The organism is Jeotgalibacillus malaysiensis (assembly GCF_044789845.1).
Classification (GTDB): Bacteria; Bacillota; Bacilli; order Bacillales; family Jeotgalibacillaceae; genus Jeotgalibacillus; species Jeotgalibacillus malaysiensis_A.
On record NZ_CP085252.1, the window covers coordinates 2,133,994 to 2,154,474 of the forward strand.

Consider the following 20,481-nt stretch of genomic DNA (forward strand, 5'->3'; position numbering starts at 1 on the left):
CTGTTAGCACTCACTTATCACGAGTGCTAAATCTAATTCTTAAGTTATCAAATGATGATTTTACTGTCAACGACTATGCATTAATTTAATCCAAGAAATGATTGAAAAACTTCATTTCCGAGAAACCGCCCTTCCCGGGTTAATCTGATGCGGTCGTTTTCAGCTACCAAGAGTTTTCTTTCAGTCATGTTTTTAACCGGTGCATCAAATATATCCATCAGTTCAACATCGAACTTTTGTTTGAAGTGCGAAATTGATACGCCATCTGTTTTTCTTAAACCGAGGAACATCTCTTCTTCCATCTTTTCATAAAGCGTAACCTCCGCTTCATGAAAAACGGGTAAATTTCCGTCTTTAAGAGTTTGAATGTATTTGGATACGGGTCCGATATTTGAGTATCTGATGCCATTCACATATCCGTGTGCGCCTGCACCAAAACCGTAGTAGCTTTCATTCTCCCAGTAGGTTAGGTTATGAAGACTTTCGTGACCGGGTTTGGCAAAGTTGCTTATTTCATATTGATGAAGCCCTTTCGCTGCCATTTTTTCCATGAGCAAATCATACATGGCTGCTTCAGTATCTTCACCCGGGAGTGGCAGTCGCCCTTTTCTCATCAGATTATAAAACACGGTTTTCGGTTCTACAATCAGTGAGTAGCCAGAGTAATGAGGCAGATCGAGCTCGAGCGCACGATCGATTGTATCTTCGAAATCTTCGAGCGTTTGTTCAGGTAGCGCATAGATCAGATCAATACTGATGTTACTAAAGCCTCCTTCCTGCGCTTCTCTTACCGAGCGGTACACATCATCAGCGCGGTGATTTCTTCCGATTTTCTCGAGCAGCCGGTCGTTAAATGACTGCACGCCAAAGCTGAGTCTGTTCACCCCTGAGGCTTTCAGGACACTAATTTTATCTTTACTGAGATCGCCCGGGTTTGCTTCAAACGTATACTCGGTTTCTTCTGTGATCCGGAAGGTTGACTGAATTCCTTCGCACAGTTTTTTTAGCTGTTCAGCAGATAATGCGGTAGGTGTGCCTCCTCCGACAAAAATACTTTTCATCGGTTCAGAGCCTGTATGCACTGTTTTCATTTCCTGTATCAGCATATCAATATACAAATCAACCGGCTGATTTTTCATAAACACTTTATTAAAATCACAGTAGTGACATATATGGTGACAAAATGGAATGTGTATATATACTGCAGATGTCATGTCTTTCCTCATTTCTTTAACATAGAAAAAGGGACGTTTCCTGCCGTAAGCAGAACCCGCTCCCCATTCTGATGTATCAAAATTATTTTTCGCCTTCATCCATCTGCAGGACAGCCATAAACGCTTCCTGAGGGACTTCAACTGAGCCGACCATCTTCATACGTTTCTTACCGGCCTTTTGTTTTTCAAGCAGCTTACGCTTACGTGAAATATCTCCGCCATAGCATTTAGCAAGTACGTTTTTACGAATCGCTTTAATAGATGATCTGGCAATGATTTTATTTCCGATAGCTGCCTGTACAGGTACCTCGAACTGCTGGCGTGGAATTAATTTCTTCAGCTTTTCAACAATCAGCTTACCGCGTTCGTAGGCAAAATCCTTATGAACGATAAAGCTCAGCGCATCAACCTTTTCAGCATTTAGAAGAATATCCATTTTAACCAGCTTAGATTCATGGTATCCGATTAGCTCATAATCAAATGAGGCATATCCTTTTGTGCTCGATTTCAGCTGATCAAAGAAATCATACACAATTTCAGCAAGAGGAATTTCATATACGACGTTTACACGGGATTCGTCCATGTATTTCATATCGATAAAATTACCACGCTTTGCCTGTGAAAGCTCCATAACAGGACCAACATAATCGTTAGGGACCATGATTGTTGCTTTAACATACGGCTCTTCCACGTGATGAACAGATTGTGCATCAGGCATTGCTGCAGGGTTGTCCACTTTTACGTGGCTGCCGTCTTCAAGATAAACGTCATAAATTACACTCGGTGCAGTTGTAATCAGATCAATATTAAATTCACGTTCGATTCGCTCCTGAATGATCTCCATGTGCAGAAGTCCAAGGAACCCGCAGCGGAAACCGAATCCAAGCGCCTGCGAGGTTTCAGCTTCATATTGCAGTGCCGAATCATTCAGTTCGAGTTTTTCAAGAGCATCACGAAGATCAACATATTTTGCAGTGTCGATCGGGTAAAGACCGCAATATACCATCGGGTTCATTTTGCGGTAACCGGGCAGTGCTTCTTCAGTAGGAGTGACTGCGCTTGTAATCGTGTCACCTACACGTGTGTCGCTGACATTTTTAATCGCTGCAGTCAGGTATCCTACATCCCCTACAGTCAATTCATCCTGCGGAGTTGCTTTTGGTGTAAATACACCAATCTCATTCACTTCAAATTCTTTACCGGTAGCCATCATGCGGATTTTATCTCCTGGCTTCACGCGGCCTTCAACGATTCTGATATAAGCGACTACACCTCTGTAAGGATCATAGAGAGAGTCGAAAATCAGTGCTTTTAAAGGTGCATCCGGGTTACCCTGAGGTGCTGGTACTTTTTCAACGATCTGTTCTAATATATCTTCAATACCGATACCCGCTTTAGCTGATGCAAGCACTGCATCTGAAGCATCGAGACCAATTACATCCTCAACTTCCTGGCGAACACGCTCGGGATCTGCTGCTGGTAAATCAATTTTGTTAATAACCGGCAGAATTTCAAGTTCATTATCAAGCGCCAGATATACGTTGGCGAGCGTCTGTGCTTCGATCCCCTGAGCTGCATCCACAACAAGAATCGCTCCTTCACATGCAGCAAGACTTCTTGATACTTCATATGTGAAATCGACATGTCCAGGTGTGTCAATCAGATGAAAAGTATATTCTTCACCATCTTTTGCCTGATATTTCAACTGCACTGCATTTAGTTTAATTGTTATTCCGCGCTCTCTTTCAAGATCCATTGAATCAAGCAGCTGCGCTTTCATCTCACGGGCCGTCAGTGCTTTCGTCTGCTCCAGAATCCGGTCAGCAAGTGTTGACTTCCCGTGATCAATGTGGGCAATGATTGAAAAGTTTCTAATGTTTTTCTGTCTATTTAAACGCTGTTCCTGGTTCATTTCGTGTCCACTCCTGTTTTTAAGACGCAATTGTACTAGCGTAAAGTATAACAGTTAAACAGGCGTGTTTCAATCGCACACTTTAAGGGGCACTGACCGGTTCAGCATCGAGCATATATTCAGCCATTACCTGTGTAAAAATTTCCGTTGTTGCTTCTAGTTCTTCAAACTTATTATCTACTCCGCCAAGCTCAAGTAAAATGGACCTTGGGGACAAATCCTGATTAAATTTTCCGTTTGTGTGTTCCCCTTTCTTAATATACACACCACGTGAAATGCCGGGAACAAGCTCATTCAGCCTTTTATGAAGTTCCTCAGCAAGTAATGCATTTTCTTTACTACCCTCATGCTCTCCTCCTACAACGAAAGCAACTTTGGCATAGGTCTGACCATCAGATTGAAGCGTGGTTGCCTCACGTCTGACAGAATCTCTGTGAACATCAATAAAATATTCCAATGTATCATTCGTACTCATTGCTTCCTGTACGATATTTTTTGATGCATCATAAGCCTGCCAGTAGTCTCTGCCGCTTTCCTTTAACTTTGCCATTACATCAGTCGAATCAACTTTCACCGGAATTCCTTTCTGGTGAAATGACTGTTTAAAATATTGCCCTGTCTGAGTGATATTCACTTTTGAATGATGAGCCAGGTTAGGGTCTTTCGTATCTGGTAAATAGGGCAGGAAAGACTCTCTTGAATGGGTAAAGTATATAAACACACGCGGGTTCGCTGAGTCATCTTCTGTAATGGGTGCCTGGTTTACCTCGACCGCTTCTCCTTCTTCACCGCTGAAAAACCATTCTGTCGGGGGGACAGATTCAGAAGGTGCAGGAAATTCATTCGCAGCAACTTCATGATTGAAACCCTCCATTGCAAGCCAGTTCACAGGATCAAATACCGTATCCGATAATGCATCCCATATTGCTTTCAATTCATCCTGTGGTGTCAGGTAGGCATACTCAGTTTGTAACATCAGATATGTAGTACTTAGCGGCAGCTCTTCCGGTAATGCAAATGAAAAGTCAGTGATTCCCTGTTTTACATTTGGAAGGTAAAGCCCTGCCGCCATAACAGATATAAGCAGGAGAAATGTTTTTAGGAATAAATTGACTGAATGCATAGTCTGCGTCTTTTTCAACAGGCCACCTCCTGATTGAAATCTTTTTGCAGTATATGCAAACAATTTTTATTCAGAACGTTTCTTCAGGATGATGCAGTGCGTGATCAATTGCAGAAGCGAGCATATCTGACGCCTGTTTAATATAAAGGTCTGTTTCTTTCGGTGTTACAATCAGATTCTGCCCGATCGGAGAAAGGATTTCTGTAAAGAGCTGCTGTTTTTCCTCATCAGATAATTCACCGATTAACCCAAGGTACGCACTTTTCTCCAGGGGATCCGCTTCATTTTTATCTAGCTCTTCAATTGACGGCTTTGTCATTAAAAGTGAGGATGGCTGCTGTTTCTTACTCTTCATTTTCATCGTTTTTTCAAAATATCCAAGTGCGTCATGGGTAATTGAAGCAGCATCAACGACTGTTGGTATACCGATTGCAATAACAGGAACCCCGAAAAGCTCACTGCTGATCTCCTGCCGATTGTTCCCGACGCCAGCCCCGGGATTTATGCCGGCTGATGATATCTGAACTGTTGTGTGAAGTCTTGAAGCGGATCTGGCTGCGAGCGCATCAATAATTATAACTGCTCCCGGCTTATACTGCTCAATCACACCTTTCAGCGTTGCAGCGGTTTCCATTCCTGTAAGCCCCATAACACCTGGCGCAAGGGCTGCCGTTCTTCTGAACCCCTCGACTGCCTTTGGTTCAACTTCAAATAAATGATTGGTGACAAAAACCTTCCTGCAAACGTCCGGACCAAGCGCATCGGGGGTAATCTGCCAATTTCCGAGCCCCGCAATGAGTACCGGTGCTTCTTCACTGATTTGCTGTTTTTGAAGAAAAGATCTGATGACATGTGATAAAGCTGTAGATGCTTTTTCCACCCACTCCTCATTTTGTGTTCTCAACTGTGGTGCTTCAAATGTCCAGTAATCTCCTGCTTTCTTTCCTGTAAAAGCCGATGCAGCCTGATCGACATTTATTTTCTTTAACTTAAATTCATTGATCTCTTCCTCTTCAACAATCAGCTCATATTCCTTCTCTGCAGAAAGAGCTTCATAAGCCTCAAGCGCAAGATCTGTTCGAAAAGCCATCATGTCAACTCCCATCAGCATTTTTATTTAGGATGTTTCAATGCTCGTGTTCTATACGCTTATCCAAATATTTATTTTCACTACTATTGCAATCTCTTTGTCCGTTTGATAAAATATCCCTTGTTCTTATGTAATTGAATCTAACCGGTTCCTTACGAGAAACCGTATGCCGTAAATGGCGTGAATCATGTTAATCGAGTTTTTAAAAGTCCTCGATTCAGTTCGGGAGGTGACATAAATGCCAAACATTAAATCTGCTATCAAACGCACAAAGACAAATGCTGCTCGCAACGAAGCGAACATTCAGCAAAAATCATCTATGCGTACAGCGATCAAGCGTTTCGAAACTGCTGTTCAGAACGATTCTGACAACAAGACAGAATTGCTTTCATCAGCTGTAAAACAGCTTGACAAAGCTGCACAAAAAGGGCTTATTCACAAAAACAACGCAGACCGTCAAAAGTCTCGTCTTACGAAAAAGCTTAACGCATAATATTTAAGCCGATGCTGCATGCATCGGCTTTTTTTATCGGCTGAGTGCCGGGAGTTTTGTCAGAAACATTTCAAGTATCATCTCTTTTTTTCCTGAGGATGATTTTAGTGAAAGATCACATTCAGCAAGCTCAAGCATAATTATCTTAAGATGATTGGTCGACAGCTTTGTGGCGTGCTGACCGGCAAGCTTCACTCTGAACGGATGAACCTTTAGTCTTGAAGCAATCTGCTGCTGACTGAACCCTTTGCCGCTCATATTTTTCACCTGGTAGATCAGCCTGAACTGACCGCTAAGCAGCGCCAGCAGCTTTAAAGGCTCCTCTTTTTGCCTGATCAGGTCATGGTACAGTTCAATCGCATTCCCTGTGCGTCCATTCAATGTGAACTCAATTAAATCAAACACATTATTCTCTACAGACTTAGGTGTTAGAAGTACCACATCCTCATGCCTGATCATATCTGAGCCGCCAGCATATAACGAAAGCTTTTCGATTTCCCCTGCAAGCATAAAGAGATTGGTTCCCGCGAGCACCGTAAGTTTTTCAACCGCTTCATCTTCAATCTGAAGCCGGTGGTCCGCAACCTTACTTTTAATCCACCCTTTAATATCATTTACCGTTAATTTTTTGGCTTCAATGACTGTAGCATTTTTTTTCGTCAGCTTTGTAATCTTTTTCCGTTCATCCAGTTTTTCTGATGGGACATGAATAACGAGCACTGTATAAGGTGCAGGTGACGCAAGGTAAGCTTCAAGAACATCAGTTGACTGTTGTTTGGATTCCTTTTTCTTTTCAGCAGTAAAAAACATAGCGCCTTCAATAAAAACCAGACGTTTTTCACCCATAAAAGGAAAAGATTCTGCATCTTCTATCGCAGCTTCAAGGCTGGCTTCATCCGCCAGATCATGAAGAGAGAAATTAAAATCCATTTCTTCTTCTGAAATCACATGCTGAATTAACAGCTGTTTCGTCTCATGAAGCAGATATTCTTCTTCTCCGTACAATAAATAAACAGGCGCAAGCTGTCCTTTTTTTATTGCGTTCCATTCTTTAATTATCAAATAAATCCGCCTCACTTTTATATGTATCACCACTATTGTATAGGAAATCTCACTCCCTATACAACAGTGGAAAGGGCAGAGCGGATCTGCCTTATATAAACACTGAAAAGCCGGGCCCGGGTCACCGCCTTTTCAGTTGTTTGTGCGTAGTATTTGTATCAATTTATGAATTATTTGTGATAAGCTGTTGAATGTAAGAGATTTTAAATGGTAACTATGGATTTTTCTAAAACGATGCACTATACTGAAAATGTATATAGGAGGGGTAACCATGAATGAATTCGAACAAAATGTTCAATCGAAACGAAACGACCTGATTGATTCCGGCGTAGCATTTATTGTATCATTTGGATTTTTCGCTGCATTATTCACAGTTGGAACAATCATCTCAGTCGTGGGATCCTAACTTTTTTAAAGAGCCTTCAGGGCTCTTTTTATTTTTCAATATTATATGGTGTTGCAACCTCAAAAGTGCCATCACCCTCTGTAAAGGTATACCTGACAGCACCATTCACGGAAGTAATGTATACTTCAGTCCCCTCCAGTCTTTTAATTACATCAGGATGCGGATGACCATACACGTTATTCTTACCTGCTGAAATGATGGCAAATTCCGGTTTTGCAATATCTAAAAACGCTTGTGTGGAAGAAGACTTACTTCCATGATGCGCTACCTTCAGAACGTCGATATCTTCAAATTCACTTGACATCCCTTCTTCAGTTTCTTTTTCTATATCTCCAGTAAAGAGCCACTTCTTCCCACCCATATCGGCCTGCAAAACTAAGGATGCATTATTCCCTTCAAGATGATCATCCGGTGTGATCAATTTAAATTTATTTCCCCCCACCTCCCAGGTTGCAGTCTCTGTTATTTCTTTAACAGGCGTTCCTTCCTGCACGAATGCTTCCAGTAAAGTCTTCATTTCCTCCTTATCAGCAGATCCTTCACTTGTCCACACTTCTTTTATGAACAGTTCCTTTAATAAATCCTGTGCCCCGCCAATATGATCCCAGTCATGATGTGTCAATATCAGCAGGTCAATTGTGGAGATGCCCATACTTTTTAAATAAGGCAGTACAATTTTTTCACCAACAGAAAAACGATCGTCAGCTTCTCCGAAATGAACCTGACCACCTGTGTCAATCAGATAATTTCCCCGATTAAACGGAAGCTGGATTAGAATGCTATCACCCTGCCCTACGCTGATAAACGTAATGCTTCCTTTCGGATTCAAATAAGGCGAACCGAGCATATATGCAATCAGTACAATCAGACAACATCCTGAGAGCTTGAATCTGGCTTTTTCGAACAAACTTAGCATCACGATTAATCCGGCACTTAATATGATCAATTTGAGGGTAGGTGGTTTACCTGAGATCAGAACTGAACGTTTAATATCTGAAATCAACGCTGAGAGGTGTTCCACGGGAGCAATAAGAGTCGCGGGGATCATTGCTGCATAAATCGCCGCGTCCATCGAAATAAATGACAGGAGATAAATAAAAATAAATGAAGGAAGAATGACCAGCGTATACAGAGGCACATAAATCAGATTCATGAATAAGGAGGATAAAGAAAGTTCGTAAAAATGCCACAGAATGATTGGCATTGCACCAAGCTGCGCCACTGTTGTAACCATTAGAAGACTGACTATTTTATTTTGATATTTTAAGATCCTCCCGGAAGAAATTGCCAGTGTAAAACTGACTGCATAACTCAGCTGAAACCCGGCATTTACAAGCTCCAGTGGAAACAAAAATAAATGGATTACAAACACGGTGCTTAAAATATGAAGCAGCGGCAGACGGACAAATACATATTGGAGACTTAATCCCAAAAGGACCATTCCAACGGCCCTTAAAACCGGCGATGCGGCACCAGCCATAACTGCGTAAAAAGGTAAAATGATAAACAGACTGATTCTGATCGTTTCTTTCGTCAACCCTGCTCTTAAAAGGACTTTCCAAAGAAAGAAAGTAATCATTCCAACATGCATGCCTGAAATGGCGAGGAGATGAATCACACCTAAGCGCTGATACATTCTGATCTGTTCCTCTTCCATCATTCCCCTGTCTCCAAATAGCAACGCACCCGCAATTCCTTTTATGTGATCCGGAAAAATCTCTTCTGTTCTCGCGGTTCCCTTAGCGCGCAAATCAGTCAAAAGTGAAAAGAATGACTTTTTTACAGGAATACAATTTTTAAAATCATGAACCCTGAATATCCAATGTATATTTTCATAGAATAGATATCGTTGATAGTCAAATGCATTAAAATTTTCGGCAGGTTGCGGTGACATGAGTTCGCCCTCCCAGATACATTTACTGTGAGCCGGCACTTTATCGATCAGAGCCTGATGCTTCTCAGGTATAGTGATCATCAGTTTTTCTGAACCATGTATGGCAACCGCCCGTTTGTTTTCGCCTTCTGTAAATGGTGTTAAAATGTTGAGGGATAAAGAAGATTGCTCAGGAGAGATTGAAGTTTGAAGCGCTTGAAGCTGATGGTCTGTCTGGAGATAAAAGAGAATACAGATCATCATTGATACAGAGAGAATTACGATGCTTGAAGACTTTAGAAAATAATAGAGAAGCAGAAGAATGATAAAGGGGACCATATCAGAATGATATGCCCCCGCTGCACCTGCTAGGGCTGCGGGGGCGCTGTAGAGTATCAGCTTCAATTCACTCTTCCCTGTGCGGCGGGAGAAATAAGCTGTTCAATTGATGACGGGTCAAAAGGTACGCACTCAGTTTGTACACCTGACTGCTCAAGCAGCTCGATCGCATACGGATGATTTTTATAATCACTTGCATAATAGATTTTTGAAATCCCTGCCTGAATGATGGCTTTTGTACATTGCAGACATGGAAAATGTGTTACATACATACTGGCACCTTCAGTGGCTGCACCAAACTTTGCACATTGTAAAATGGCATTCATTTCAGCATGAATTGTACGGACGCAGTGGTTATCAATCACGTAGCACCCTTCATCAATACAATGTGTCCCGCCTTTAATTGAACCATTATATCCCCCCGCAATAATGCGCTGTTCGCGCACAATCGTCGCTCCTACTGTCAGCCTCGTACAGGTACTTCTAAGGGCAAGCAAATGACTTTGTGCCATAAAATACTGATTCCAGGAAATTCTGTTCATCGTTAACGCCTCCTGACAGCTGCTGCTGTTAATTTTGCTCGGTTTCAGTCTGTAATCAATAAGTGCTGATCGACTCTTTCAATTTTTCAAATGTTTTTTCGCCAATACCTGAAATATTCATGATTTCCTCAATCGATTTAAATTGACCATGCTCTTCCCTGTACTGGATAATAGCCGACGCTTTGGCCGGACCGATACCGGGAATGGTTTCAAGCTCTGATTGGGTTGCGTTATTAATATTTATTGTATCAGATTGTACTGGCTGGTTTCCTGTTAATTCAGAAGAAATTGCAGGGACCATAATGACCATTTCATCCTGCAGTTTTTGTGCCATATTTACTGCAGCCATGTCAGCCTCCGGAAGTTCCCCGCCGGCTTTTTGGATCAGATCGATGACCCTGTCTCCAATTTTCATTTCATAGACGCCTTCATGCTTCACTTCACCCTTCACGTCTACAAATATAAAAGGATCCTCTAACACAGCTGAAGCACCTTCAGTTTGATTGATCAGGCTTTTTTTCTCATGGAGCGGACTTTCAACAGGAACAGAACTTTGAGTGGTCTGATAAAACATGAAAAATAAGAAGAGTATGAGGAGAGGAATGAAAACAAAGAGAGGTTTTTGATGCGTTTTGAACCAAAGTAGCATGATGCAGTCCTCCATGATCTAGCAGATGACTGTCAGAAGATTACATTCATTATATTATGGCAGAAATAAAAGTCAATAAAAAACACGAAAAGTTATCTCTTCGTGCATGTAAAAAATATACGCTCGCTTAGTTCATGAGGATCTGTCTCATTAAAATCAGCGGTAATATTCTCCACTGTAAAACCTGCTTCAACAAGCCATTTCTTATATTGCTCTACCGGGAATGTTCGCTGCTTATGAAATTCATCAAATCTCGAATAAAGATTTTCCTCTTCCCTAATAAAAAAAGTCAGCTCATGCTCAGCACTGTTCTCATATTCTCCTTCAAATGAATTCCAAATATAAGCTGCTTCACCATCATCGTATGAATAAGTCTGCCCTGCAAAAAGTTCTTTAACTTTATACACAGAGTGAACGTCAAACATAAAAATGCCATCAGATGCGAGCAGATCATACATTCTTTTAAATGTCTCCTGAACAGTTTCTTCAGTCTCAAGGTAATTCAGCGAATCACAAAAAATTGTAATCAGATCAAATTGACCAAGATCTTCCGCCTCAGACATGTCCATCTGGAAAAATCTGATCGACTGCCCCGCTTCCATTGCTTTTTGCTGCGCCATTGAAAGCATGGATTCTGAAAGATCGATCCCGACCGTTTCAAAACCGGCTACTGAAGCTTTTACAGTCCATTCACCAGTCCCGCAGCCTACATCAAGCAGTTTCATGCCGTCTACCTTAAATACTTCTTTCTGGCGGATTAAAAAGCTCATCCACTCATCATAAGGAACATCGCTCATTAGTCTGTCATAGACATAAGCAAACTGATCGTAAGCCATTAGCTGATGGTGCTCGTCATATCTTCAATCTGAGCGTCTCCCCAAAGCTTTTCAAGTTTGTAGTAATCTCTCTCATCACGATGGAACACATGGACAATGACACTGCCAAGGTCCACAAGAACCCATCTCGCTTCATCGTAACCTTCCATACGCTTTACATTAAAGCCTTCTATTTCAGCGCGGTCCTTGACTTCTTTAGCAATTGCCTGAACCTGTTTATCAGAGTTACCGTGGCAGATCACAAAATAATCTGCAATCAGTGAAATCCCCTGCATATTTAAAGCGACAATATCCTCTGCTCTTTTGTCATCAGCCGCGTTATATGCAAGTGATAATAATTCGTTTTCTTTCGTCATACTCACTTCTCCTTTTGCACGTATTCGTTATAGCTTGCGAGTGTGTCAGGAAACACCGGCTGGCTTTTATTGATTAAAAATTCAATGGACTGTTTTAATGCGATTTTCATTGCTTTATCCAAATCCTGTGCCGCAACTTCACGGACATTCTCTACACCGGTGAACGTTCTGCCCGGTTCTATATAATCGGCAATATAAATAATTTTTTCTAATTTACTCATATTTGTTCTGCCGGTCGTATGATACCTGATGGCATTGAGTACATCCTCGTTTAAAATACCGAGCTTTTCCCTGGCAAAAACTGCGCCAACAGGTGCATGCCAGAGTTCATGATGAAAATCCAGCAGCGCGGGATCAAGCTGATGATCAATAATGACATTTCTCATTTCATTTTTATCATGAAATTTAGCCATGTCATGAAGTGCAGCAGCGACACCTGCATCTTCTACACTTGCATCATGTTTTTCAGCAAGTGAACATGCAGCTTCGATGACACCGAGTGTATGAATATATCTTTTTTCAGGGAGTATGTCTTTGACAATCTGTTTAGCCTGTTCAAGATTCATAGAGCCCCTCCTCTAAAATATACGTATAGGCTTTTTCAGGAATTAAAAATCTGCAATCCTGCTTTTCCGCCAGCCGTTTTCTCAGCATTGTAGAAGAAAGCTCTACTACGGGGCCTTTAATCATTATGACGTCCTCTTGATGATCACTTGTGTAACCAGGTCTTTCGAAACCTACAAACGTGATGATTTTTTTCAGTTCTTCTATACGATACCACGATGATAATGATTCAATCATATCACCGCCGATGATGAAGAAGAAATCTGTATCCGGCTCCTGATGTGTAAATTGAGACATCGTATCAAAGCTGAATGATTTTCCTTCTCTTAATACTTCAGTCAGCTCAAGCTTAAAATAAGGAACACCAGCTATACTTTTTTCAATCAGTCTGCACCTTTCTTCGGCGCTTGTCTGACCGGAAATATCTTTATGCGGTGGTGTGGCGTTTGGCATGAACCTCACTTCATCCAGGCCAAGGGCGTGATAAGCTTCGTTCGCCATGATTAAATGAGCGATATGGACAGGGTCAAAGGTTCCACCCATGATTCCAACGCGCTTTTTCATTACTTTCGCACTTTCGGCAGTTCGATTTTTTTGTTCTCACGAGATTCTTTATATAATACGATTGTATGCCCGATTAATTGAACAAGTTCAGCTTTCGCTCCTTTAGAAAGTGCTTTCGCTACTTCGTCTTTATCCTGCTCACAATTTTGAAGGATGCTGACTTTAATTAATTCCCTGACCTCCAAAGCTTCAGAGATCTGTTTAATCATATTATCATTTACGCCGCCTTTACCTACCTGAAAGATCGGCGATAGATTATGTGCTTCTGCACGTAAAAATCTTTTTTGTTTACCTGTTAACATATTTTCACTCCTGTTTCATTTTATCTGTGATTTTTATGATCATCTCAGCTGCCTCCGGCTTTCTTGATGTCCACATTTCAAAAGCAAGCGCACCCTGAAAGACAAACATACCGATCCCGTTTAACGAATCGGCTCCGGCTGATTCAGCCTTTAATAAAAATTGTGTCCTTAAAGGATTATAGATGATATCTGCTGCGAGTGCCCCTTTTTTCATGAAAGAGGTATCAATTGGCAGCTGATGAATGTGCGGGAACATGCCGACGGATGTTGTATTAATTACGATGTCATAATCCTGGAGCTGGTTTTGCGCTTTACTCAGGTCCATGCCCTCACCTGTGAGTCCAAGCGCATCAACAAGCGATACAGCTTTTGCAGATGTGCGGTTAGCGATCGATATCTGGCTCGCTCCAAAGGATTTTAGTGAGCCTGTGATTCCTTTGGCAGCTCCGCCAGCTCCTAAGATTAATATACGCGCCTGTCTGATTTCCGCCTCAGAGCGTTTTGTTAATAAGGATTGTAAAAACCCATTCCCATCCGTGTTATAACCTGTACATTTTCCGTTCTTGATCAGTACAGTATTTACAGCGCCCAGATCTTTTGCTGCTTCATCAATGTCATCCAGGTGCTGAATGACATTTTCCTTATGCGGGATGGTGACATTAAACCCTGTATAATTGTTTTCCTTAAAGAAATGAATCTGCTGTTCAAGCTGATCAGGAGAAACTTCTATTGCTTCATATTGCCCATCAATATTTAACTCATTCATCCAGATGTTATGCATGAATGGAGATTTCGAATGGCGAATTGGATAGCCAATCACTGCAAGCTTCATAAAATGTTCCTCCTGCTATTTATATTAACGACTTTCTGATAATCGCGCTAACACCCTTTGGTACATATGCTGCAATTTTTGCACCAGGCTCATTAATTGTAATCCAGCCTAGTCCTGAGAAGACAATATCAGTTTTACCTTCTCTGATCGTAAATTCCTGCCTTTTCAATGGAGGAAATGATTCAAGGTCCTCTGCTCTAGGTGGTGATAACATATCCCCTGCATGACGCTCATACAGCTCATCTGCTTTCTCAAGCTTTGTCCGATGGATTTCAAGTTCATTGGAGAAGTAACATGTAAAAGAGTTCCTTCCACCACTGATGAAGTCAAAGCGCGCGAGCCCGGCGATGAATAAAGTCTGTTCTTCATTCAGCTGAAATACTTTAGGTTTTAATTCCTTTTTAGGCAGGACTTTTTTCAAATCCTTTTTATTAATGACGTGTGCCATTTGATCCCTGTTAATAATGCCGGGTGTATCAATAATCGCTTTACCATCATCAAGTGGAATTTCAATCATATCGAGCGTAGTCCCAGGGAACTGGGAAGTCGTAATAATATCCTGCTCCCCGCTTACTTCTTTAATAATACGATTGATTAGTGTTGATTTGCCGACATTTGTACAACCAACCACATAAACATCACGGCCGTTTCGTTCGCGGTCAATCGCCTGAAGGACGTCCTGAATGTGATGCCCTTTATCAGCACTGCACAAAAGCACATCAACCGGCTTCAGCCCCATTTGGCTTGCCTCATATTTCATCCAGTTGATCAGTTTGTTTGTTTTAACCGATTTAGGAAGCACATCCGCTTTATTACCGATCAGTAATACCGGATTTTTTCCTACGAATCGGTGAAGACCTGTCAGAAAACTGCCGTTAAAATCTGAAATGTCCACAACCTTCACAATGAGTGCATCAGCCTGGCCAAGCCCATTCAGTATTTTTAGAAAGTCATCATCTGTTAAAGCCACATCCTGGACTTCGTTATAATGCTTCAGCTTAAAGCAGCGCTGACATACGATTTGTTCTCTTTCAAGGCTTGAAGGGGGTGCATATCCAAGTCCATCTTTATCGGTCGTCTGGATTTCAACTCCACAGCCAATACACGTTAACTTTTCTTCGCTCACTTTTTGTCCTCCCACTGGATCATGTTTTTTCTCTTGAAGAAATTCAGCAGTCTTCTCTCAATGATGCGATTGAATTTAGTAAAAAAACCGTCAGTTTTTGCTACAGGCACGACCAGAATTGTATAAAGCTTATTTAAATTGCCGCCCAGTACATCTGTCATCAGTTGATCACCAATGACTACAGTTTCATCTTTCTTTACGTTCATATCTCGAATCGCCTGCCTGAATGCACGGCCCATCGGTTTTCTTGCGTGATAAATGAATGGCACCCCGATTGGATCAGAAAAGGCCCCTACTCTTAATTGGTTGTTATTTGAAACGATCGTGACAAGAATTCCTTCTTTTTGCATGCCTTCGAGCCATTTAATCAGCTTCGGTGTTGCGTTTTTCCGATCCCACTCTACTAAAGTGTTATCCAGATCAGTAATAATTGCTTTTATCCCCTGCTCTTTTAATTTTGCAGGTGTTATCTCAAACACGCTATCAACGTATTCATTAGGCAAAAATAGTTTTATCATTGTTCTCCACCTCTTCACTTCAAGTCTATATCATACATCATCTGACAGGTTAGTTCAAAATGAATCTTTATCAGATTTCATTACAAGATTCGTTCGACAAATATCGTGTCACAGATTTTCTGTGGATAACTATATAAACATAAAGATTACTGCTGTTATTAAGTATGTAACCTTTATGCACAACTTTTACACAGGTTATTCACTATTGCCTGTGGATAACAGAACACTTGTTCTTTCAGGCTTCCTTTGATACCTTTAAAATACGGAACATTGAAAGGGGTATGATTATGGACAAGTTATCACTTGAAGCATTGATCATGGCATACGAAGCTGCAAAAGAAAAAAAGCTTTCAGAAGACTTCCTTCAGTTACTTGAAATGGAAATTTCAAAAAAAGAAAATTAACTCACCGTAGCTTAATTCCATGCTGACAGGTAAAATAAAATAAAGAGTACTGAAAATTCAAAACAGGAGGACTTATCATGAGAGTAACTGTGATCAGTCCAGGCTGTCATGGAATCGGCTCTGTGAAAAAACTCCGGGTATTGAGGCTAAAATGCAGTGAATGCCAAGGGTCAGGAAAAATCAGCAAAACAATTGCTGAATATAAGATGAATTAATGGGACTGGCAAGTTTTCTGTTTTTTTTCATACGGTGTAATAACCGGTGAAAGGAGGAGAAAGCTTGTCAATTTTTTTAATTTTATCCGCTCTCGTTGATCTGCCTGCTTTAACAGGCTATTTTAAGCAAAATGCCTTCCCTGAGCCTTTAAGTAAAGAGGATGAAAAAAAAGCGATTCTTGAGCTTCAAAACGGCAGTGATGATGCTAAAAGATTGTTAATTGAACATAACCTGAGATTAGTAGCACATATCATTAAAAAATTTGAAAATACCGGTGAAACAACAGAGGATTTAATATCAATCGGCACAATCGGCTTAATTAAAGCGATTGACAGTTACTCATATGATAAAGGGACAAAACTGGCAACATATGCTGCCAGATGTATTGAAAATGAAGTACTGATGTTTCTCAGGTCTCTCAAAAAGACAAAAAAAGATATCTCACTCCATGACCCAATCGGTGAGGATAAGGATGGAAATGCCATTAGTCTCATCGATGTGCTGCAGAGCGAGGAGGAAGAGTTAGACGAGGTCATTGCCCAGAAAATGAATGGCGAAAAAATCAGGCGCTTTGTTACAAAGCTTGATGAACGGGAACGTGAAGTGATCAGTGCAAGGTTTGGCATTAATGGAGAAGAAGAAAAAACGCAGCGGGAGATTGCCAAAGAGCTCGGCATCTCGAGAAGCTACGTTTCACGTATTGAAAAAAGAGCGCTGATGAAGCTCTTTCACCATTTCGATGAGGAAACTTAAAGTTCTTCTGTAATTTTGATAATCAGGTTAGCAGAATTAACGGCAGCTGTTTTTAAATACTGATCAAAGGATAGGTGAGACTCTTTTCCGGCAATATCAGAAAGTGAACGAATAATAACAAATGGCACTTCATATTGATGAGCTACCTGAGCAATTGCAGCAGCTTCCATCTCCAGCGCCTGCAGATTTTCGAATCTTCCCTGTAATGCCTCAACCCGTTTTGGATCGTTCATAAATGAATCTCCAGTTGCAATCAGACCGGAGACAGATTTAATCTCATGAATAGCTTCTGCACATTTCAAAGCTGTTTCTCTAAGCTTATCATCAGCTGTAAAGGCTGCCGGCATCCCAGGTACCTGTCCATACTCATAATTAAATGCCGTCACATCTACATCATGATGACGTACATCTTTTGATATCACAACATCACCAACATTCAGTGCAGGATCAAAACCACCTGCAGATCCTGTATTAATGATGACATCGGGCTGATAGCGTTCCATTAAAATGGTGGTTGTCATCGCAGCGTTCACTTTCCCAATTCCGCTTTTGACGAGTACGACCTCTTTTTGTTTTAATTGTCCAGTTGTGAATTCACTATTTGCAATTGTTTCTGTCTCAGCGTTTTCCATGCTTGAACGAAGCAACTCCACTTCTTCTTCCATCGCACCAATAATACCAATTTTCATCAAAATCCCTGCCTTCTGTATTCAATCTCAAAACTGATATGAACTTACCATAGTGACTATAAAAGATCAATGAAGGCGTGATATAATGAATAAAAACGCTGGAGGATTAAGATGGGTTTTGAACTGGATTTAATTAAAGACAAAATAGAGTTTTTTGATGCATATTCCCTGCAGGAGCTTGAAAAAAAGATCCAAAGGCAGATCGAAAACAACCAGGCAATTATGTTGCGTGTTCACGCTGTCAGCCACCAGACTGTATTCTCTCCTGAAGGTAAGCCTTATTATACGGCGAGCGTGCATTTTAAATCATAGCTATGTTAAAAATTATGTTGTTTCTGCACAGCTGGTGAATTCCGCTTCAGGGGGCTCCCCCTGAAGCGGAATTCACCAGCCAACTTCAACAAAGCCTAAATCATTAGAAAAGTGCTGCGGTTTGATCACCGCAGCACTTTTTTATTCATACACAATTATAACTCAACCACTTTTACCGGCTTCCAGCCCTTTTGATCGACCCACTCCATATGGACACGATATTCAGCAGCCCCTGCACCTGGAGAAGCTACATCCACTCTAGCTTTCTGTGGGCCGCCATCATTTCCTACCCACCAGACTGTCATCGTACTCATATCAAGTCCTGTTGCATATGCAGCTGCCTTTAATTTCTCATTCCAGTCTACACTGCCTTCTTCATATGACGATACGTGTTCTCCGGTTTGTTCGGTTCCAACCGGCTTGAACTCTCCATCTGACGGACGCTCGGAGTCTTCATTTGTATCTGACTCTTCTTTTTTCTCATTCTCTTTCTTTTTATCTTCTTTTTTCTTTCTCTCTGCAGCTTCTTTTTTCTTCTTCTCATCATCGGCTGCGGCTTCCTCTGACTCAGCATCCTCATCAGAATTGCCTTCGCTGTCATCAGAATCGATTTCGCTTGCAGTCAGCTCATTTGTGTCATTACTGTTATCATCCTGTGCACCGGCATTTTCCTGTACCTGTTCTGCAATTGTTTTTTCTTCTGTCTCTGCAGCCTGATTTTCATTATCTCCAAGAAAAATAAATGCTGAAACCCCTGCAATTAAAAGGAATACAACTGCAATGGATGTATTCAGAAATATATTTTGTTTCCGCTTTTTACTTTGAATATCTGACCTCGAACTATTCATCATATCACTCCTCGTTCAACTCTTCCCTCATGAATGGAATCTAAACCAGCATATCATGATTAACAGTACCAGTTACAAGAGCAGCTTTTCCTTATATTAAAACAGGACCTCTGTACTGTACAGGATTTGACGGGGAAACAAGATAAAAGTTACATTCAGTTTAAAAAAACATTCCGGCATACACCGGAATGTTTTTTGTATTAGTTAATTGAAGTGATTCTTACGTCCATATCTCCTCCAGGCGTCTGGACCTTTACTTCATCTCCAACTACTTTGCCAATCAGGCTTTTAGCAATTGGAGAGTCATTTGAAATCTTGCCTTCAAATGGATCAGCCTCTGCGCTGCCGACGATTGTATAAGATTCTTCATCTCCATCAGGCAGTTCCACAAATGTTACAGTCTTACCAAGTGAAACAACACCTTCAAGCGTCTGATCATCTTCAATAATTTTTGCGTTACGGATCATTGATTCGAGTGTAGAAATACGGCCTTCAACAAATGCCTGTTCTTCTTTAGCTGAATCATATTCTGAGTTCTCAGACAGGTCACCGAAGCTTCTTGCGATTTTAATTCTCTCTACTACTTCTTTTCTCTTAACAGATTTAAGCTGCTCCAGTTCCTGCTCGAGCTTATGTTTACCTTCTTCTGTCATTGGAAATACTTTCTCGTTTGCCAAATCCCTTCACTCCTTTAAAAAATGCATGAACTATTTCATGCTATGTGATTGAAACCCCTTTTATGAAGTATGCTAAAAAGAGGATAAATTATCCTCTCAGCATTTGCTATCATATTACACAATAGACTTTTGTTCAAGAATTGTTTGAATTTTCGTTACCATCAGGTCAATGGCAACATGATTTTGTCCGCCTTCAGGAATAATGATATCAGCGTAACGCTTTGTCGGCTCAATGAATTGATTATGCATTGGACGTACAACGTTGATGTATTGATCAACAACCGAATCGATTGTGCGGCCCCGTTCATTAATGTCACGCAGCATACGTCTGATAATGCGAAGATCTGAATCTGTATCTACATAGAGTTTAATATCCATCAGATTACGCAGACGTTCATCTTCAAGCACCAGGATCCCCTCAACAATAATCACATCCTTCGGTTCTACCGGAATGGTTTTTTCAGATCGTGTGTGCACAGTATAATCATACACCGGCTTTTCAATCACTTCTCTGTTGAGTAATTGACTTATATGCTCGATTAAAAGATCGTTGTCAAATGCAAGCGGATGATCATAGTTCGTTTTCAGACGCTCTTCATAAGGAATGTTGCCCTGATCTTTATAGTAGTAGTCCTGTTCGATAATTGCGATTGACTGATCCTGAAACACATCATAAATCGCTTTCGTAACGGAAGTTTTTCCAGAACCTGAACCTCCAGTTACACCAATAATAACGGGTTTATTTTTCATTTTGCCGTTAGCTCCTTTCTTACACATACCG

General features: G+C 41.0%; 25 protein-coding genes. 5 read left to right on the plus strand and 20 right to left on the minus strand.

Annotated features, from left to right (window positions below; genetic code table 11):
- Positions 1–80: 80 nt before the first annotated feature.
- From hemW to gpr, 4 genes are all read right to left on the minus strand, one after another.
- A complete protein-coding gene (gene hemW, locus LG330_RS11545) occupies positions 81–1,214 on the minus strand; it encodes a radical SAM family heme chaperone HemW (protein ID WP_404403983.1) in 1,134 nt (377 codons plus the stop codon).
- A gap of 82 nt (positions 1,215–1,296) precedes the next feature.
- Positions 1,297–3,126, minus strand: coding sequence for a translation elongation factor 4 (gene lepA, locus LG330_RS11550; RefSeq protein ID WP_404403985.1), 1,830 nt, complete (start codon positions 3,124–3,126; stop codon positions 1,297–1,299).
- An 82-nt stretch (positions 3,127–3,208) separates the two neighbouring features.
- The gene (gene spoIIP, locus LG330_RS11555; protein ID WP_404403987.1) at positions 3,209–4,267 is read right to left on the minus strand and encodes a stage II sporulation protein P; all 1,059 of its coding nucleotides are present in this window, start codon (positions 4,265–4,267) and stop codon (positions 3,209–3,211) included.
- 52 nt (positions 4,268–4,319) lie between these two features.
- Entirely contained in the window at positions 4,320–5,339 is a 1,020-nt protein-coding gene (gene gpr / locus LG330_RS11560; protein WP_404403989.1) for a GPR endopeptidase, read from the minus strand.
- A 238-nt stretch (positions 5,340–5,577) separates the two neighbouring features.
- On the opposite strand from gpr, the gene rpsT reads away from it, so the two are divergent.
- Positions 5,578–5,832 carry a 30S ribosomal protein S20 gene (rpsT, locus tag LG330_RS11565; protein ID WP_041121069.1) on the plus strand — a complete coding sequence of 85 codons (255 nt, stop codon included), beginning with the start codon at positions 5,578–5,580 and terminating at the stop codon, positions 5,830–5,832.
- Positions 5,833–5,865: 33 nt separating this feature from the next.
- On the opposite strand, the gene holA is transcribed toward rpsT, so the two are convergent.
- On the minus strand, positions 5,866–6,894 hold the full coding sequence (holA, locus tag LG330_RS11570) for a DNA polymerase III subunit delta (RefSeq protein WP_404403991.1): 1,029 nt from the start codon (positions 6,892–6,894) through the stop codon (positions 5,866–5,868).
- Between the two features lie 271 nt (positions 6,895–7,165).
- On the opposite strand from holA, the gene LG330_RS11575 reads away from it, so the two are divergent.
- A complete protein-coding gene (locus tag LG330_RS11575; protein ID WP_404403994.1) occupies positions 7,166–7,300 on the plus strand; it encodes a YqzM family protein in 135 nt (44 codons plus the stop codon).
- Positions 7,301–7,328: 28 nt separating this feature from the next.
- On the opposite strand, the gene LG330_RS11580 is transcribed toward LG330_RS11575, so the two are convergent.
- From LG330_RS11580 to LG330_RS11630, 11 genes are all read right to left on the minus strand, one after another.
- A complete protein-coding gene (locus tag LG330_RS11580; RefSeq protein WP_404403996.1) occupies positions 7,329–9,578 on the minus strand; it encodes a DNA internalization-related competence protein ComEC/Rec2 in 2,250 nt (749 codons plus the stop codon).
- On the minus strand, positions 9,575–10,054 hold the full coding sequence (locus LG330_RS11585) for a ComE operon protein 2 (protein WP_404403998.1): 480 nt from the start codon (positions 10,052–10,054) through the stop codon (positions 9,575–9,577). Before LG330_RS11585 ends, LG330_RS11580 begins: the two co-directional genes overlap by 4 nt.
- 55 nt (positions 10,055–10,109) lie before the next feature.
- The gene (locus LG330_RS11590; RefSeq protein WP_404404000.1) at positions 10,110–10,703 is read right to left on the minus strand and encodes a helix-hairpin-helix domain-containing protein; all 594 of its coding nucleotides are present in this window, start codon (positions 10,701–10,703) and stop codon (positions 10,110–10,112) included.
- A 92-nt stretch (positions 10,704–10,795) separates the two neighbouring features.
- The gene (locus LG330_RS11595) at positions 10,796–11,539 is read right to left on the minus strand and encodes a class I SAM-dependent DNA methyltransferase (protein WP_404404002.1); all 744 of its coding nucleotides are present in this window, start codon (positions 11,537–11,539) and stop codon (positions 10,796–10,798) included.
- Positions 11,539–11,895, minus strand: coding sequence for a ribosome silencing factor (gene rsfS, locus LG330_RS11600; RefSeq protein ID WP_404404004.1), 357 nt, complete (start codon positions 11,893–11,895; stop codon positions 11,539–11,541). The genes LG330_RS11595 and rsfS overlap by 1 nt, the downstream gene beginning before the upstream one ends.
- Positions 11,896–11,897: 2 nt before the next feature.
- Positions 11,898–12,461 (minus strand): bis(5'-nucleosyl)-tetraphosphatase (symmetrical) YqeK, encoded by a 564-nt coding sequence (gene yqeK, locus LG330_RS11605; protein ID WP_404404006.1) that lies wholly within the window; start codon positions 12,459–12,461, stop codon positions 11,898–11,900.
- Positions 12,451–13,023 carry a nicotinate-nucleotide adenylyltransferase gene (locus LG330_RS11610; RefSeq protein WP_404404008.1) on the minus strand — a complete coding sequence of 191 codons (573 nt, stop codon included), beginning with the start codon at positions 13,021–13,023 and terminating at the stop codon, positions 12,451–12,453. The genes yqeK and LG330_RS11610 overlap by 11 nt, the downstream gene beginning before the upstream one ends.
- Positions 13,023–13,325, minus strand: coding sequence for a ribosome assembly RNA-binding protein YhbY (gene yhbY / locus LG330_RS11615; protein ID WP_404404010.1), 303 nt, complete (start codon positions 13,323–13,325; stop codon positions 13,023–13,025). The genes LG330_RS11610 and yhbY overlap by 1 nt, the downstream gene beginning before the upstream one ends.
- A gap of 4 nt (positions 13,326–13,329) precedes the next feature.
- Positions 13,330–14,157, minus strand: a complete 828-nt coding sequence (aroE, locus tag LG330_RS11620) for a shikimate dehydrogenase (protein ID WP_404404012.1) — start codon at positions 14,155–14,157, stop codon at positions 13,330–13,332.
- Positions 14,158–14,176: 19 nt separating this feature from the next.
- Positions 14,177–15,283: a ribosome biogenesis GTPase YqeH gene (gene yqeH, locus LG330_RS11625; RefSeq protein ID WP_404404014.1), complete on the minus strand. Its 1,107-nt coding sequence runs from the start codon at positions 15,281–15,283 to the stop codon at positions 14,177–14,179.
- Positions 15,280–15,801, minus strand: coding sequence for a YqeG family HAD IIIA-type phosphatase (locus LG330_RS11630; protein WP_404404016.1), 522 nt, complete (start codon positions 15,799–15,801; stop codon positions 15,280–15,282). The genes yqeH and LG330_RS11630 overlap by 4 nt, the downstream gene beginning before the upstream one ends.
- 287 nt (positions 15,802–16,088) lie before the next feature.
- Between LG330_RS11630 and sda the strand changes: the two genes are divergently transcribed.
- Together sda and sigK are read left to right on the plus strand one after the other, a co-directional pair.
- Positions 16,089–16,205, plus strand: coding sequence for a sporulation histidine kinase inhibitor Sda (sda, locus tag LG330_RS11635; protein ID WP_404404018.1), 117 nt, complete (start codon positions 16,089–16,091; stop codon positions 16,203–16,205).
- A gap of 285 nt (positions 16,206–16,490) precedes the next feature.
- Positions 16,491–17,174, plus strand: coding sequence for an RNA polymerase sporulation sigma factor SigK (sigK, locus tag LG330_RS11640; protein ID WP_404409579.1), 684 nt, complete (start codon positions 16,491–16,493; stop codon positions 17,172–17,174).
- On the opposite strand, the gene mtnN is transcribed toward sigK, so the two are convergent.
- Entirely contained in the window at positions 17,171–17,863 is a 693-nt protein-coding gene (gene mtnN, locus LG330_RS11645; RefSeq protein WP_404404020.1) for a 5'-methylthioadenosine/S-adenosylhomocysteine nucleosidase, read from the minus strand. The genes sigK and mtnN overlap by 4 nt on opposite strands.
- A gap of 111 nt (positions 17,864–17,974) precedes the next feature.
- Here mtnN and LG330_RS11650 point away from each other — a divergent pair, with 111 nt between their 5' ends.
- Positions 17,975–18,175, plus strand: coding sequence for a YrzA family protein (locus tag LG330_RS11650; protein ID WP_404404022.1), 201 nt, complete (start codon positions 17,975–17,977; stop codon positions 18,173–18,175).
- A 155-nt stretch (positions 18,176–18,330) separates the two neighbouring features.
- Here LG330_RS11650 and LG330_RS11655 read toward each other — a convergent pair whose 3' ends face one another.
- The 3 genes from LG330_RS11655 to udk all read right to left on the minus strand — a co-directional run bounded on the left by LG330_RS11655 (position 18,331) and on the right by udk (position 20,450).
- Complete coding sequence (locus tag LG330_RS11655) at positions 18,331–19,023, minus strand: YrrS family protein (protein ID WP_404404024.1); 693 nt, start codon at positions 19,021–19,023, stop codon at positions 18,331–18,333.
- A 200-nt stretch (positions 19,024–19,223) separates the two neighbouring features.
- A complete protein-coding gene (gene greA / locus LG330_RS11660; RefSeq protein WP_404404026.1) occupies positions 19,224–19,700 on the minus strand; it encodes a transcription elongation factor GreA in 477 nt (158 codons plus the stop codon).
- Positions 19,701–19,814: 114 nt separating this feature from the next.
- The gene (gene udk, locus LG330_RS11665) at positions 19,815–20,450 is read right to left on the minus strand and encodes a uridine kinase (protein ID WP_404404028.1); all 636 of its coding nucleotides are present in this window, start codon (positions 20,448–20,450) and stop codon (positions 19,815–19,817) included.
- Positions 20,451–20,481 lie beyond the last annotated feature (31 nt).